Here is a 15,141-nt window from a genome sequence, read left to right on the forward strand (position 1 = left end):
GTCCACCCCCGAAGGTCAGCGCTCTTGGGCGCCATCCGCACACGGCGCGAGTGAACGAAAAGTGAACGACAAGGGAATCGATGCGGAGCCTCAGGCCTCCTGGCAAGGGGAAATAAACACTCGCTTATGTTCAGCTCTCGTTCACCTAGTCGACGATGTGCGATCACATAAGCAATCTTTTATGAGCTCGTCGGTGGAAGGTAGCCGACCCCGAACGAGCACCGGCGATACCTCGCCGGCCTGTCTGAAGAGGACGAATTGTGATCAAGACGGTGCGTGGGCTGGGCCTGGCGTCAGTCGCGCTGGTCCTGACGGTCGGTCTGGCTGCCTGTGGCGGCGACAACGATGGTGGCACCGGGACCGGTGCCGCGGCTGAGCTGTCCGGCGACGTGAAGGTCGACGGGTCGAGCACGGTCGGTCCGCTGAGCAAGGCCGCGGCCGAGCTGTTCGCCGACGAGCAGGCCAAGGTGAACGTCACGGTGGGCATCTCCGGCACCGGGGGTGGGTTCAAGAAGTTCTGCAACGGCGAGACCGACATCTCTGATGCCTCTCGCCCGATCAAGGACACCGAGAAGGCCGAGTGCGAGAAGAACGGCGTCAAGTTCGTCGAGCTGATCGTGGCCAACGACGCGCTGTCGGTGGTGGCCAGCAAGGACAACACCTTTGCTGACTGCCTGACGGTGCCGCAGCTCAAGGCGATCTGGGAGCCCGGCTCGAAGGTCAACAACTGGAACCAGGTCGACCCGAAGTTCCCGAACGAGCCGCTCAAGCTGTTCGGCGCGGGCACCGACTCCGGCACCTTCGACTACTGGACCGCCGCGATCAACGGTAAGGAGAAGGCGCACCGCACCGACTACACCCCGACCGAGGACGACAACGTCACCGTGCAGGGGGTGAGCGGCTCCAAGGGCGGGCTGGGTTACTTCGGGTTCACCTACTACGAGGAGAACGCGAACAAGCTGAAGCTTCTCAAGGTGGACGGTGGCGCCGGTTGCGTCGAGCCGAGCGTGGCCACCGCGCAGGACGGCAGCTACAAGCCGCTGTCCCGGCCGCTGTTCATCTACGTCTCCGACAAGGGCATCGCCAAGGAGCAGGTCAAGGCCTTCGTCGACTTCTACATCAAGAGCATCGATGAGGTCGTCAAGGAAGCCAAGTACGTGCCGCTGACCGCTGCCCAGAAGGAGACCCTGAAGTCCGAGTTCGCGACCCTGACGAAGGGCTGAGCGGGCTCGTGGCGGTCATCACCCCCGGAGCCCCCGTCCCCGCCGCCTCTGTGCGGCGGGGACGCCGCCGGCCCGGCGAACGCATCATCGAAGGGTTTCTCGTCCTCGCCGCGGTGGTCTCCATCGCGACGACCATCGGCATCATCGTCTCGCTGCTGTTTCCCACCGTGGAGTTCTTCGGCGAGGTCAGCATCATCGAGTTCGTCACCGGCACGCAGTGGACCCCGCTGTTCTCGATCAAGCAGTACGGGGTGCTGCCCCTGCTGGTCGGCACGCTCTGGGTGACGCTCATCGCGACAGTCATCGCGGTGCCGCTGGGCATTGGGGCGGCGATCTACCTGTCCGAGTACGCCCGACCCAGCACCCGCAAGCTCCTCAAGCCGATCCTCGAGGTCCTCGCCGGCATCCCGACCGTGGTGTACGGGTTCTTCGCCCTGACCTTCCTCAACCCCATCCTGATCGACCTGTGGCCCAGCGACGACAAACCGGAGTTCCAGAACCTCCTGGTCGCCGGCATCGCCATGGGCATCATGATCGTGCCCACCGTGGCCAGCCTGGCCGAGGACGCGATGAGCGCCGTGCCGCACAGCCTGCGCGAAGGCGCCTACGCCCTGGCATCCACGAAGATGCAGGTCGCCACCCGCGTCGTCGTGCCCGGGGCGTTGTCGGGGATCGTCGCCGCGATCGTGCTGGGGGTGTCCCGGGCACTCGGGGAGACGATGATCGTGACCATCGCCGCCGGGTTGAAAACAGCGGGCATCCCGTGGTCGCCCATCGACGGCGCCGCGACCATGACGAGCTACATCGCCGGCGCCGCCCAAGGCGACCTGCCAGTGAACTCCCTCGACTACCTGACGATCTTCGCGGTGGGCACCACGTTGTTCCTGTTCACCTTCGCCCTCAACGCCCTGTCCATCCGGCTGGTCCGCAAGTTCCGGGAGGTGTACGAATGAGTGCGACGTCCACGCCACCTGCCTCCCACGCGGCGAGCGCGCGCCACCGGCCGTCGCTGAGCCAGCGGCGATCCCGCCCAGGCGAGGTGCTGTTCAAGCTCGCGTTGCAGTTCTGCCTGCTGGTCGCGTTCGCGTTCCTGGTCGCGTTGATCGCCTTCGCGGTCATCAAGGGCTGGAATCGGCTCGACCCACGCCTGTGGCAGGAAATGCCCACCGGCGCCGCCTCCCGGGCCGCCCGCGCCGGCGTCCAGTCGGCGATCACCGGCACGCTCTGGGTCATCGGCCTGACCGCCGCGATGTGCCTGCCGATCGGCATCGCCTCGGCGATCTATCTGGAGGAGTACGCCGACAACACCCGCTGGTACAACCGGCTGCTGGAACTCAACATCCAGAACCTCGCCGGGGTTCCGTCGATCGTGTTCGGCATCCTCGGCCTCGGACTGATCGCCCGGGTGATCGGTCTCGGGTTCACCGTCATCACCGCCGCGATCGTGCTGTCCCTGCTCGTCCTGCCGGTCGTCATCATCGCCAGCCGGGAAGCGCTGCGCGCGGTACCCCGCTCGATCCGGCAAGCCTCCTACGCCCTCGGCGCGACCAGATGGCAGACCACCTGGCGGCAGGTCCTACCCGCCGCCGTCCCCGGCATGTCCACCGGCGCGATCCTCGCCCTGTCGCGAGCCCTGGGGGAGGCGGCCCCGCTGATCCTGCTCGGCGCGGTCACCTTCATCCGGTTCAACCCCGACAGCCTCCTGTCGACGTACACCACCCTGCCCATCCAGATCTACAACCTGATCAAGGAGCCGCAGGCCGAGTTCCAGGAGCTCGCCGCCGCGGCGATCGTGCTGCTGCTGGTCATCCTCCTCGCGCTGAACTCCGCCGCGATCCTCATCCGCAACAAGTTCCAGAAGCGCTGGTAGTAGGCCACCCCCACTGTGAGCGATCCGAACCGAAAGGCCCCCCACGTGACCGACACCGTGAGCAGCACCCGCCCCGCACCGCCACCCCCGGTGGCGCTGGTCAACCCCGCCAACCGCAACGAAGAAGCACCCCGCGGCGGCGACGACCAGGTCCTGCGCCTGGAGGACGTCAGCATCTTCTACGGCGACTACCAGGCCGTCCGAGGCGTCGATATGGCCATCGGCCGGCACCAGATCACCGCCCTGATCGGCCCCTCCGGGTGCGGCAAGTCCACCGTGCTGCGCTCGCTCAACCGGATGAACGACCTCATCCCCGACGCCCGCGTCGCCGGGCGGGTCACCTACCACGGCGAAGACCTCTACGCCCGCGAGGTCGACCCCATCGAGGTCCGCCGCCGTATCGGCATGGTGTTCCAGAAACCCAACCCGTTCCCCAAGTCGATCTACGACAACATCGCCTACGGTCCCCGCGTCACGGGCATGAAGGTGTCCAACATGGACGACCTGGTGGAGAAGGCCCTGCGCCGCGCCGCCCTGTGGGACGAGGTCAAGGACAAGCTGAAGCAGTCGGCGCTCGCCCTGTCCGGTGGGCAGCAGCAACGGCTGTGCATCGCCCGCACCATCGCGGTAAGCCCCGAGGTCATCCTGATGGACGAGCCGTGCTCGGCTCTCGACCCGATCGCCACCAGCAAGATCGAAGACTTGATGTTCGAGCTGAGCCGCGACTACACCATCGTCATCGTGACCCACAACATGCAGCAGGCCGCCCGGGTCTCGCACCGCACCGCGTTCTTCACCGCCGAGGTTGATGAGCAGGGCGAGCGACACGGCCGGCTCATCGAGTACGACACCACCAACAAGATCTTCACCAACCCTGCCCAGAAGCGCACCGAGGAATACATCACCGGCCGATTCGGCTGACCCGCCCAATCACGTCAGCGAAGGCCAACAATGCAGCCCGATGCCATCGAGACGCCGCGGTGCCAACCCATGACACCGCAGACCACCAGGACCCGATTCCTGCTCCTGGTCCTCGACCCCGACACCAGCACGGCCAACGCCCTCGCCGAGCAGTTGCAGGAGCGGCAGATCGACGTCGTCGTCACCGGTGACCCGGCCGACGCCCTGCTGCAGGCCGGCGCGCTGCTGCCCGACGCCGTCCTCACCGCCACCGACGTGCCGCCCATGCGCGGCTCGGCCATCGCGCGTGCCCTGCACACCCGCGCCTGCATTCCCACCCTCGTCGGGGTGGGAGAGCACGATGGCATGGAGGGCAGCCTCGCCCTCGCCGCAGGCGCCACCGCCTGCGTCGCCCGACCGTATCGAGTCACGGAGATTCTGCCGATGCTGCGCGCGATCTCCCCGGACACCGCGGCGGACTTCCAGGTCGCCGTCGAGGCCGGTGCGCTGCGGCTAGACCCGGCCGCACACGAGGTCCGACTGGGCGGCAGCCGGATAGAACTGCCTATGCGGGAGTTCGAACTGCTGCACCTGCTCATGCTGCACGCCCGCCGGGTCGTCACCCGACACCAGATCAACCGGCTGCTCTGGAGCGGCGAAGGCGAGGCGTCCAACACCCTGAACGTGCACATTCGGCGCCTGCGGCGCCGGCTCGGCGATAACCTGCGGAAACCCTCGATCATCGTTTCCGTACGCGGAATGGGATACCGTCTCGATCCGCCGTAGCAGGCTCGTGATCGGCGTCACTTGCTGTTCACCTACCGGTCATTCGGCCCCTGAGCAGCACTTCCTAGACTCGGATCATGCCTTCCGCCGCCACCGCCCCGGCCGTTGCGCCAGCGTGCGCGCCCGCCCCGGTGGGGCCGCCGCTACCGCGCGTCGACGCCGAACAGTTCGCCCGGCTGTTCAAAGCCCTCTCCGACCCCACCCGGCTGCAGATCCTGTCGATCATCGAGGTCGCGCCGAGCGGTGAGGCTTGCGTGTGTGACCTAACCGAGGCGTTCGACATGACCCAGCCTGCGATCAGTCACCACCTCAAGATCCTGGTCGAGGCGGGCGTGCTGAACCGCAACAAGCGCGGCAGCTGGGTCTGGTACTCCCTCAATCCCGGCCAGTTGGAACCCGTTAAGCACCTCCTGCCGAAGCGGCGGCTCCTGCCGATCGTGTCCTGACCCAGGCTGGTGCAGGCTGCAAGCGGACACGCTGGCGAAGGTCGGATCACCTGCGCGGTCAACGCCTTTCGGCGGAACCGCTCGTGTCGGTGCTGAGGAATCGGGCCAACTGGCGCAGGGCGTGCTTCTGGGCGCCGGCGCCTTCGAAGATCAACGTTTGTGAGGTGAACGGACTCAACCGCGCCGTGGTGGTGAGAACCCGGCCGTCGTCGAGCCGTTGGTGCTCGGTGACCCCGCGAAGGACGCCGGTCCGCAGCGGGGTCTGTGCCCACGGGTTGTGCAGCACATGCAGCCCTTCGCCGAAGGTCTCTCGTTGCTCGGGCTGCTCGGGACGGACCAGTTGACCGAAGAGGCGCGGTTTCGTGGCGTGGGGATCGGGATCCGCGATCGTGCCGACGCGGATCATGGCGACGTCGGACGGACCGTACCCCCGCTCGGTGCCCATGCGGTTGAACAGCGACATGGTGCTGCTGTTGCTGAACAGCACGGCGGACAGGTTGGCCGCTTCGGGCAGGGCGAACAGGCCGCTGGGGATGCTCTTGCCCGCGTACACGTGCTGGCCGATCTGTTCGGGTGTCAGCTGCAGTGCGCCATCGGCGTCGTAGCTGACAACGTCACGGGAGCCGTAGAGGTACTGCGACAGCAGGCCAACGGAGTGAAACAGGGCGCTGAGGTTGTGGAACGACTGGAGGGCGATGACGAACGGAACCCCACTGACCTGCGGGAGGTCCCAGTAGGCCCGGCCGGCAGCGTCGCGCTTGAGCAACTTTCGGCGCAGCGCCTTGCCGCTCTGGAAGATGAACTCCCGTTCCTCTGCCGGCAGGTTGTCGGGAATCGACGGCCACCCGCTGGCGGGCAGGGTGACATCCTCGCGACCCTGCGTTGGGTTCGACGTACACGCCTCGATCGCGACCGGCGATTCGCCGGTGACGAGGAAATCAACTGTCGGACTGCTGCGGTCGAGGTCGTATTCCTGCTCGCGTAGGTAAGCGAATAGCGCCAACTCGAACACCCGCGGGGAAAACCCTGTCGTCTGAAACTCCCGGACGAAGCTACCGTCGACATCGCGGAAGTCGGTGAACAGCTCGTCCATCAGCCGCCGCGCCGCGGTGAAGCTGCGGCTCGCCCGCACATCCCGGAAGCGCCGGCTCGTGCGCTCGATGGGCAACACCGGATCGAAGAGACTACGGCTCACCACCCCATCGTCGCCTCCTGGCGGTCCACAGCCAACCGGTTACCGCGAGCGAAGCAGCCCGCGGCTACCGACGTTCGATGACCTCCCGCTGCCATCGCGTCGTGGCGAGCTGCACGGCGTCCCACGGGCTGCCCAACGGCGGGGTGTACGACAGGTCGAGCGCGGCGATGTCGGTGACGCTGGCGCCGTAGGAGATGGCGGTGGCGTAGGTGTCGATACGTTTGGCGATTTCGGCGCCGCGTGAGCCCAGTAGTTGCGCGCCGAGGAGCTTGCCGGTGCGGCGGTCGGCGGTGACACGGGCCCGGATGGGTGTCGCACCTGGGTAATACGCCTTGTGATCGTCGGCAATGGTGGCCACAGTCACCGGGTCGTAGCCAGCCTGGCGGGCGTTGTCGTCACGCAGCCCGGTGCCGGCGGCGACGAGGTCGAAGACCTTCACGGCCTGCGTGCCCAGCGACCCGGCGAAGACCGCCTGCCCACCGAGCGCGTTCGTGCCGGCGACCCGGCCTTGCTTGTGGGCGGTGCTGCCCAGCGGCAGATACACATTCCGGTCGAGGAGCCGGTGGTAGGTGTGCACACAGTCGCCGGCGGCGAAGACATCGGGCAGGTTCGTGCGCATCTGTCGGTCGACCGCGATCGCACCGTGCACACCGAGGGTGACACCCGCCGCGGCGGCGAGGTCGGTGTCCGGGCGGACTCCGGTGACGACGAGGACGATGTCAGCCTCGTAGGTCGCGGCATCGGTGTCGACACGCAGCCGGTCGCCGTCGGCGGTGACGGCGTGAACCCTGGTGCCGCACCGCACCGTCACGCCTTGGTCGCGCAGGTGTTCGGCGAGGGGTTGGGCCAGTTCCGGGTCGATGGTGGGCATGACCTGGTTGACCTGCTCGATGAGGGTGACCTGCAGGCCGCGGGTGGTGAGCGCTTCGGCCATTTCCAGGCCGATGTAGCCGGCGCCGACGATGACGGCCGAGCGTGCCCGGCGCTGCTGCACCGATTGCAGCAGGGCGAAGGTGTCACCCATGGTGTGCAGCGTGTGGACGCCGTCGCCCGGCCCGAGCGTGTCGAGGCCGGCGATCGGGGGGCGTACCGCGACGGCCCCGGTGCCGATGACGAGCCGGTCGTAGTCCAGGGTCGTGGTGGTGCCGTCCGGGGTGGTCGCGGCGACCGTGTGCGCGCCCGCGTCGATGGCGGTGGCACGGTGATTGAGCCGCACCCGCAGGCCGGCCTTGTCCAGGTCGTCGCTGCTGCGGTGGGCGAGGCTGCGCCAGTCGGGGACGTCACCGGACACGTGGTACGGGATGCCGCAGATGCTGAAGTTCGGGTAGGCGTCGGCGACAAGGAGCGTCACCTCGGCGGTGGGGTCGAGTTCGCGGGCGCGCAGGCCGGCGCTGATGCCGGCGTCGCTGCCGCCGATGACGAGCAGACGCGTCACGTTTCTCCCTTCGAGGGTTGGATGGCCGCCGGCACCGGCGAACCGGGGTCGGCTCAGGACTGGGCGGCGAGGTACCGCTCAGCGTCGAGGGCGGCGGCGCAGCCGGTGCCGGCGGCGGTGATCGCCTGGCGGTAGGTGTGGTCGACGAGGTCGCCGGCGGCGAAGACGCCGGGCAGGTTGGTGCGGGTACCGGGGGAATCGACCGCGACGTAGCCGTCGTCGTCGAGGTTCACCTGGCCGCGGAAGAGTTCGCTGCGGGGGTCGTGGCCGATGGCGACGAACACGCCCGTGACGTCCAGGACGCGGGTCTCGCCGGTGTGGACATCGCGCAGTCGGGCGCCGACGACGGCGCCGTCCTGGCCGAGGATCTCTTCGACGACGCCGTTCCACGCCACCCGGATCTTGGTGTTGCTCAACGCGCGGTCGGCCATGATCTGGCTGGCGCGGAAGGTGTCGCGGCGGTGCACGATGGTGACGCTGCGGGCGAAGCGGGTGAGGAAGGTGGCTTCTTCCATGGCGGTGTCGCCGCCGCCGATGACGGCGATGTCCTGGTCCCGGAAGAAGAACCCGTCGCAGGTGGCGCAGGCGGACACGCCGTGGCCGAGGAGTTCGGCCTCGCCGGGGACGCCGAGGGGCCGCCAGGCGGAACCGGTGGCCAGGATGACCGCCGTGGTCCGGTAGGCCTTCTCGCCGATCCACACGGTCTTGGTGGGGCCGGTGAGGTCGACGCGGGTGACGTCGTCGGTGACGAATTGGGCGCCGAAGCGGTCGGCCTGCTTGCGGATGGTGTCCATCAGGTCGGGGCCGGTGATCCCGTCGGGGAAGCCGGGGAAGTTCTCCACCTCGGTGGTGGTCATCAGCGCGCCGCCGGACTGGCTGCCCTCGATGACCAGCGGCGTGAGGTTGGCGCGGGCGGCGTAGAGGGCTGCGGTGTATCCGGCGGGTCCGGAGCCGATGATGATCAGGCGGTGCGAGTCGGACACGGAGAGCTCCTGCTCGGGGGGAGTCGTCCGCCAGCGGCGGGGGTCGGCGGGCGGGGATGGTGACAGGGTCAGGCGGCGGTGCGCAGCTCGCCGAGGAGCTTCTCCACCCGGGTACGGATCTCGTCGCGGATGGGGCGCACGGATTCGACGCCCTTGCCGGCGGGGTCTTCGAGTTTCCAGTCCTCGTAGCGCTTGCCGGGGAAGACCGGGCAGGCGTCACCGCAGCCCATGGTCACGATGACGTCCGAGGACTCTGCGGTGGCGTATTCGAGCAGCTTTGGCGTCTGGTCGGTGATGTCGATGCCGACCTCGCGCATGGCTTCGACGGCGGCGGGGTTGACGGTGTCTGCGGGGGCGGAGCCGGCGGAGCGGACTTCGACGGTGTCGCCGGCGAGGTGGCGCAGCCAACCGGCGGCCATCTGGGAGCGGCCGGCGTTGTGCACGCAGACAAACAGGACGCTGGGCTTGTCGGACATCAGGAGCCTTCCTTGCAGTACGGGTTGCGGGGCCGGTTGACCGGCGCCGGGTCAGGAGTCGCCGGCAGGGTGCGGGCGGGGGTCGCTGTTGTGGTCGAGCAGGCGGTAATGGCCGGCCGACGCGACGGATTCACCAGGCTCCGATACGTCTGGCCCGCCCCACCGTGGCGCGGCCTCTTTCTCATGCGCTGTGGTTGGGCGCCGGTTTGCGCTCGGTCATCGCGCAGGGGGCTGGTGTCAGTCATGACGGCCTGGCGACCTCATGGTGGAGGTGACGATGGGGGCGACGCGGTCGATGCGGGCGGCGAGGTCGGCGAACGCGGCCTCGAATGCGTCGTCGGTGTCGGCGCGGACCGGGTCGGGCACCGACCAGTGCAGCCGGGGCCGGACCGGGCCGGTGAGTTCCTCGTGGGCGTTGTCGCAGACGGCGATGAGCAGGTCGTCGTCACGCACGATGTCCGCGACGTGCGCGGTGCCGGTCGCGTCCAGATGCAGCCCGTGGCGGTGGGCCACGGCGACGGCGCGCGGGTGAACCCGCTCTGCCGGCTGCGTTCCGGCCGACGCCGCGCAGGTGTGGGTGCGCTCCGACCAGAGGGCGGCGGCGAGCTGCGAGCGTGCCGAGTTGCGGGTGCAGACGAACACCACCCGCCCCACGCCAGCCATCGGCGCTGGCGTCAACGCGGCCAGGGCCTCGGGCTGCAGCTGCAGGTAGGTGCGGCGGCGGTCTCCCTCGGATCGGCCGCGGACGACGAGGCCGGCTTCGCTGAGGACCTTGACGTGGTGGGCGACCAGGTTCGTCGGCATCTGGAGGTCGTGGGCGATCTCGCCGGGGGAGGCGTCGCCCAGGGTGAGCGCGTCGACGATCGCCAGGCGCGCCGGGTCGCCGAGCGCGGCGTGGATCCGGGCGCGCGCCTGGAGAGAAGCAAGCTCAGTAGTCATTGACTCAACTATCACTGACTAATCACGTTGCTGTCAAGCGGCGTCGAGGCACGGGCCGGTGGAGCGTGCTTGGGTGTGCCGAAAGGCCGGAGGGCGGCTAGAGGCTGATGCTCGGGGACTTTGGGTGGATGATCTTGAAGGCGGCTGGCGTCGAGGCCGATCGGCTGGAGGCGGGGTTGACGTCGTCCGCCGGGGAGTTGGCGGTCAGCAGCAGGTCATCAGGTACGACTGCAGCTCGGTCAGCGCCGCGACGGCGCCGTCGCGGTCGGCGCGGTAGTACGGCGTCATCTGGGCGGACGGTACGCACGAGCCGGTCGACGCGGTGCTCTTCGCGACCGGCTACCGACCGAACCTCGACTACCTCACCCCGCTCGGAGCCCTGGATGACGGGATTCCCCGCCACGTGGCCGGCGTCTCGACGACCCACCGGGGACTGGTGTACCTCGGGTTGGAGTTCCAGCGGTCGTTCTCGTCGAACACCCTGCGCGGCGTCGGACGCGACGCGTCCCACGTCGTCGCCGCCTTGGCTGGCGGCGAGTCCGGCGGATCGTGGCGCCGCCGGCCGGCTATGAAACGGTCACCGGTTCGACGGTGAGCAGCGCCGCGAGCTGGCGCAGAACCGCCGGTCGGGCCCGGTAGTACACCCACGTGCCGCGCCGCTCGGAGTCCACGAGGCCGGCCTCGCGCAGGCTCTTGAGGTGATGCGAGATGGTCGGGCCGCTGAGGTTGAAGGCGGGGGTGAGGTCACACACGCACGCCTCGCCGTTGTCGGCGGAGGCGATCATCGACATCAGCTGCAGGCGGACCGGGTCGCCGAGGGCCTTGAACGCTGGCGCAAGCACCGCGGCGGTCTCGGCCGGCACACGGTGCTGCGCCAGGGGCTGGCAGCAGAACGCCTCGGCGGTCACGTCGGCGAGGGTGAGAGACGCAGCTTGCTTCGACATTCCTCTAGGTTGACATCCCTCTAATCAATGTGCAACTCTCTGTTTTGACGGACGTCAAGACAGTGGGGGATGGAGGAGATCATGTTCAGGCTCACAACGCGCCGACCGAGGGCATCCGCGACCGGTGTCCGATTTTGCGACTCCTGTGCCGAGGTCAGCACCGCTGAGCAGCGTGCTCAGCGCCGCTTCGACGCCGCACGGGCCGCCCACGCGAGCTTCGGCCGATGACCGCCGCTCGCGGTTGGTAAGCTCAATCGTCTATCGGCGATGAACGATGATGGGGTGATGGGGGTGGCCGAGCTACTCGATCGGACGACGGCGCAGACATACGCGTCGTGGTTTCGGGCCCTCGCGGACCCGACCCGGGTGCAGATCGTGGAGTACCTGGCCCGCCAGGCTCAGGCGATGAGCGTGGGGGAGATCGTTGCCGCGATCGGCCTGGCGCAGTCCACCGTCTCGCAGCACCTGAAGATCCTTACCGAGGTGCGATTCGTCCTCGTCGAGCCGGTCGGCACCGCCCGGCACTACCGGATCAACGACGCCTGCGTCGACTGCTTCCCCTCTGCCGCGGACGTGGTCATGGGTCGACCCGCCCCCAGTCCGAACGGAGCCTGCTGATGGCCGACATCACCGTGCGCCCCCTGCGGAATGACGACGCCGAGCGGGTCCTGGCTATCTACCAGTCGGGGCTCGATGCCGGCGACGCCAGCTTCGAGACGACCGCGCCGACCTGGCCGGTGTTCGACGCGGCGAAGCTACCCGCGCACCGCTTCGTTGCCGTCGACGCGGATGACACGGTGCGCGGTTGGATCGCGGTCGCACCCACCTCGACCCGCGCGGTCTATGCCGGGGTGGTCGAGCACTCCGTCTACGTCGACCCCGCCGCGCAGGGTCGCGGCGTCGCCCGGCTGCTGCTGGACACGCTGATCGCCTCCACCGAAGCTGCTGGCATCTGGACCATCCAGTCTGGAGTGTTCCCTGACAACGCCGCCAGCCTCACCCTGCACGAGCGGGCCGGCTTCCGGGTCATCGGTGTGCGCGAGCGGGTCGGTCGCCATCACGGCCGCTGGCGCGACGTCGTTCTGCTCGAGCGGCGCAGTCCCGTCGTCACCTGACCAACCCCGACCCCGCATCAGTGGGTCCCGTTTACCTCCATGATTCGACAGTTATCTACACAGAGGAGTTTGATCGATGAGCACTATGAACGAGCTACCCGTCGTGGTCATCGGCGCGGGCCCGGTGGGCTTGGCCGCCGCCGCGCACCTGCATGAGCGGGGCATCGCCTTCACGGTCCTCGAAGCCGGCGACACCCCTGGCGCCGCCGTGCGGCAGTGGGGTCACGTGCGGGTGTTCTCCCCGTGGCGGTACAACATTGACCCGGCCGCCCGCCGCCTGCTCGACGAGGCGGGTTGGGTCGCCCCCGACCTGGAGGCCCTGCCGACCGGAGCGGAGCTGGCCGGCGACTACCTTCAGCCCCTCGCGCAGCTGCCGCAGCTCAAGCCGCACCTGCGCTACGGCGCCCGGGTCGAGGCGATCAGCCGCCTGGGCCTGGACCGGCTGCGCACGACGGGCCGTGAGTCCACGCCGTTCCTGATCCGCCTCGCCGACGGCGACGAGCTGCTCGCCCGAGCCGTGATCGACGCCTCCGGAACCTGGGGCACCCCGAACGTTCTGGGCGCGTCCGGCTTGCCGGCCCGCGGTGAGTCCACTGTCGCGGCGTTCGTGGAGCACGCGTTGCCCGATGTTCTCGGCGCGGCCCGGGACCGTTTCGCCGGCCGGCACACCCTTGTCGTCGGGGCCGGTCACTCCGCCGCGAACACGCTGCTGTCCCTGGCCGAGCTGGCCGAGTCCGCGCCGGGCACCGAGGTGACCTGGGCGATCCGGACGACGTCGCCTTCGCGCACCTACGGCGGCGGAGACGCCGACGCGCTGCCCGCCCGAGGTGCCCTGGGCTCACGGCTGCGCGCGCACGTCGACGCCGGCCGGATCCGGCTGTTCACCGGCTTCTCCGTGCATGCACTCACCCCGACAGACGGCCGGGTCAGTGTGGTGGTGCGCCACGCCGACGGCGGCGAGGAATCGGTCACCGTGGACCGGATCGTCGCGGCCACCGGCTTCCGCCCGGACCACTCGATCGCCGCCGAGCTGCGCCTGGACCTCGACCCGATCATGGGCGCCACCCGCGCCCTCGCACCGCTGATCGACCCGAACGAGCACTCCTGCGGCACCGTGCCCCCGCACGGAGTGAACGAACTCACCCACCCGGAGGTCGGCTACTACGCCGTCGGTATGAAGGCCTACGGCCGGGCGCCGACGTTCCTCATGGCCACCGGCTACGAGCAGGTCCGTTCCGTCGTTGCCGCCCTCGCTGGCGACTGGGCCGCCGCCCGCGACGTCCAGCTCGACCTGCCCGAAACCGGCGTCTGCAACAGCAACCCCGCCGACACCGCCACCGGCGACAGTTGCTGCGGCCCGGCGCCCACCGCCGAGCCAGCGGCGCGCGGGCTCGCCACCGGTATCTCCGGCGGGCTGCTGTCCACACCGTTGAATCTGGTCACCCTCGACGCCGCTCCCGCCACCGCTCAGGCCGGCGGCTGCTGCAGCTGATGCCCACCACCGCGACGGTGCCCGCCGACCCCACGGTCGGCGGGCACCACGCCCACGGTTGGCGAATCGTCGCCGCCCTGGCCATCACCTCCACCGTCGGCTACGGCACCCTCTACTACGCCTACCCGGTGCTGCTGCGCCCCATGGCCGCCACCCTCGGCGCCTCCACCACCGCCGTCACCGGCGCGCTCACCGTCTCCGTCCTCGCCGGCGCGCTCATGGCCATCCCGGTCGGCAGATGGCTCGACCACCACGGCGGGCGCGCGCTGATGACCATCGGGTCGATCGCCGCCACCGCCCTACTCGTGGCCTGGTCCCAGGTGCAGACCATCGGCCAGCTCTACACCGTCATGATCGGCATCGGGATCACCGGCGCGATGGTGCTCTACGAGCCAGCCTTCGCCGTCATCATCGCCTGGTTCACCCCCGACCGGCGCGCCACAGCCCTGCTGGCCGTCACGATCGTGGCCGGCTTCGCCAGCACCATCTTCATGCCCCTGACCGGCCTGCTGGCCGCGCACCTCGGCTGGCGCGGCGCGCTGCTCGTCCTCGCCGTCATCCACGGCCTGGTCACCGTGCCCCTGCACGCACTCACCATCCGCCGACCCCGCACACCATCGGCGGCGCCGACACCTGCTGACCCCAGCCCGCCGGCCCACGCGCAGCGGCGCGCGATCGTGAAGGCCGCGATGCGCGACGCCCGATTCTGGATCCTGACCGCAACGTTCATCGCGCAGGGCGCGGCCACCAGCACCATGACCGTCCACCTCGTCGGCTACCTGATCAGCCGCGGCCACCCCGCCACCTTCGCCGCCACCGCCACCGGCCTGCTCGGCGTCCTGTCGGTCACCGGACGGCTCGTCCTCACCGCCGCCCGCCGACACCTACGCGTCACTACGATCGTGGCCGCCGTCTTCGCCACCCAAGCCGCCGCCATCCTCACCATGCCCCTACTCGCCGACACCCGCACCGGCGCTGTCATCACCGTCGTCGGCTTCGGGCTCGGCTTCGGCATCACCAGCCTCGCCACCCCAGCCCTCCTCGCCGACCGCTACGGCACCACCGCCTACGCCACCATCGCCGGACGCCTCGCCGCCCCCGTCACCATCGCCAAAGCCACCGCACCCCTGGCAGCCGCCGTCCTCCTGCACACCGCCGGTGGATACACACCGCTGCTCGCCGCCACCTCCACCTGCTGCGCACTCGCCGCCATCGGCATGACCACTCGAGCGAAAACCGCTGGGCCACAACCCATCGCCCAGACCTGAGGTGATCGAACCTAGGACCCGGACGGGTCTCGGGTGGCAGGCGCGACGTGGGACCGACGCCATCATTCG

The 15,141-nt window shown here is 69.2% G+C and carries 16 protein-coding genes; 10 read left to right on the plus strand and 6 right to left on the minus strand.

From position 1 onward, the window contains the following. The first annotated feature begins 260 nt into the window (after positions 1 to 260). The 6 genes from O7617_RS23525 to O7617_RS23550 all read left to right on the plus strand — a co-directional run bounded on the left by O7617_RS23525 (position 261) and on the right by O7617_RS23550 (position 5,225). Complete coding sequence (locus O7617_RS23525) at positions 261 to 1,223, plus strand: PstS family phosphate ABC transporter substrate-binding protein (protein ID WP_348774149.1); 963 nt, start codon at positions 261 to 263, stop codon at positions 1,221 to 1,223. Positions 1,224 to 1,231: 8 nt separating this feature from the next. Further along, positions 1,232 to 2,176 carry a phosphate ABC transporter permease subunit PstC gene (gene pstC / locus O7617_RS23530; RefSeq protein WP_282258189.1) on the plus strand — a complete coding sequence of 315 codons (945 nt, stop codon included), beginning with the start codon at positions 1,232 to 1,234 and terminating at the stop codon, positions 2,174 to 2,176. Further along, positions 2,173 to 3,093, plus strand: a complete 921-nt coding sequence (gene pstA, locus O7617_RS23535) for a phosphate ABC transporter permease PstA (protein WP_282258190.1) — start codon at positions 2,173 to 2,175, stop codon at positions 3,091 to 3,093. Before pstC ends, pstA begins: the two co-directional genes overlap by 4 nt. A gap of 90 nt (positions 3,094 to 3,183) precedes the next feature. Further along, positions 3,184 to 4,014 (plus strand): phosphate ABC transporter ATP-binding protein PstB, encoded by an 831-nt coding sequence (gene pstB, locus O7617_RS23540; RefSeq protein ID WP_348774200.1) that lies wholly within the window; start codon positions 3,184 to 3,186, stop codon positions 4,012 to 4,014. Positions 4,015 to 4,083: 69 nt separating this feature from the next. Beyond that, positions 4,084 to 4,779, plus strand: a complete 696-nt coding sequence (locus O7617_RS23545; protein ID WP_282258191.1) for a response regulator transcription factor — start codon at positions 4,084 to 4,086, stop codon at positions 4,777 to 4,779. 77 nt (positions 4,780 to 4,856) lie between these two features. Continuing rightward, the gene (locus O7617_RS23550; RefSeq protein WP_282258193.1) at positions 4,857 to 5,225 is read left to right on the plus strand and encodes a metalloregulator ArsR/SmtB family transcription factor; all 369 of its coding nucleotides are present in this window, start codon (positions 4,857 to 4,859) and stop codon (positions 5,223 to 5,225) included. A 58-nt stretch (positions 5,226 to 5,283) separates the two neighbouring features. Here the strand turns inward: O7617_RS23550 and O7617_RS23555 are convergent, their stop codons facing one another. The 6 genes from O7617_RS23555 to O7617_RS23580 all read right to left on the minus strand — a co-directional run bounded on the left by O7617_RS23555 (position 5,284) and on the right by O7617_RS23580 (position 11,197). After that, positions 5,284 to 6,420 carry a hypothetical protein gene (locus O7617_RS23555; protein ID WP_282258194.1) on the minus strand — a complete coding sequence of 379 codons (1,137 nt, stop codon included), beginning with the start codon at positions 6,418 to 6,420 and terminating at the stop codon, positions 5,284 to 5,286. A gap of 64 nt (positions 6,421 to 6,484) precedes the next feature. After that, positions 6,485 to 7,855 (minus strand): FAD-dependent oxidoreductase, encoded by a 1,371-nt coding sequence (locus tag O7617_RS23560; protein WP_282258195.1) that lies wholly within the window; start codon positions 7,853 to 7,855, stop codon positions 6,485 to 6,487. A 53-nt stretch (positions 7,856 to 7,908) separates the two neighbouring features. Beyond that, positions 7,909 to 8,838: a thioredoxin-disulfide reductase gene (gene trxB, locus O7617_RS23565; protein WP_282258196.1), complete on the minus strand. Its 930-nt coding sequence runs from the start codon at positions 8,836 to 8,838 to the stop codon at positions 7,909 to 7,911. A 68-nt stretch (positions 8,839 to 8,906) separates the two neighbouring features. Beyond that, positions 8,907 to 9,314 (minus strand): arsenate reductase ArsC, encoded by a 408-nt coding sequence (locus O7617_RS23570; RefSeq protein ID WP_282258197.1) that lies wholly within the window; start codon positions 9,312 to 9,314, stop codon positions 8,907 to 8,909. A gap of 237 nt (positions 9,315 to 9,551) precedes the next feature. After that, complete coding sequence (locus O7617_RS23575) at positions 9,552 to 10,253, minus strand: helix-turn-helix domain-containing protein (protein WP_282258198.1); 702 nt, start codon at positions 10,251 to 10,253, stop codon at positions 9,552 to 9,554. 566 nt (positions 10,254 to 10,819) lie between these two features. After that, positions 10,820 to 11,197, minus strand: a complete 378-nt coding sequence (locus tag O7617_RS23580; RefSeq protein WP_282258199.1) for a metalloregulator ArsR/SmtB family transcription factor — start codon at positions 11,195 to 11,197, stop codon at positions 10,820 to 10,822. A gap of 285 nt (positions 11,198 to 11,482) precedes the next feature. Between O7617_RS23580 and O7617_RS23585 the strand changes: the two genes are divergently transcribed. The 4 genes from O7617_RS23585 to O7617_RS23600 all read left to right on the plus strand — a co-directional run bounded on the left by O7617_RS23585 (position 11,483) and on the right by O7617_RS23600 (position 15,072). Then, a complete protein-coding gene (locus O7617_RS23585; protein ID WP_282264851.1) occupies positions 11,483 to 11,815 on the plus strand; it encodes a metalloregulator ArsR/SmtB family transcription factor in 333 nt (110 codons plus the stop codon). Beyond that, positions 11,815 to 12,312: a GNAT family N-acetyltransferase gene (locus tag O7617_RS23590; RefSeq protein WP_282258200.1), complete on the plus strand. Its 498-nt coding sequence runs from the start codon at positions 11,815 to 11,817 to the stop codon at positions 12,310 to 12,312. The genes O7617_RS23585 and O7617_RS23590 overlap by 1 nt, the downstream gene beginning before the upstream one ends. 76 nt (positions 12,313 to 12,388) lie before the next feature. Further along, positions 12,389 to 13,804 (plus strand): FAD-dependent oxidoreductase, encoded by a 1,416-nt coding sequence (locus O7617_RS23595; RefSeq protein WP_282258201.1) that lies wholly within the window; start codon positions 12,389 to 12,391, stop codon positions 13,802 to 13,804. Continuing rightward, on the plus strand, positions 13,804 to 15,072 hold the full coding sequence (locus O7617_RS23600) for an MFS transporter (protein ID WP_282258202.1): 1,269 nt from the start codon (positions 13,804 to 13,806) through the stop codon (positions 15,070 to 15,072). Before O7617_RS23595 ends, O7617_RS23600 begins: the two co-directional genes overlap by 1 nt. The last annotated feature ends 69 nt before the right edge of the window (positions 15,073 to 15,141 follow it).

The organism is Micromonospora sp. WMMD1155 (assembly GCF_029581275.1).
Taxonomy (GTDB): Bacteria; Actinomycetota; Actinomycetes; order Mycobacteriales; family Micromonosporaceae; genus Micromonospora.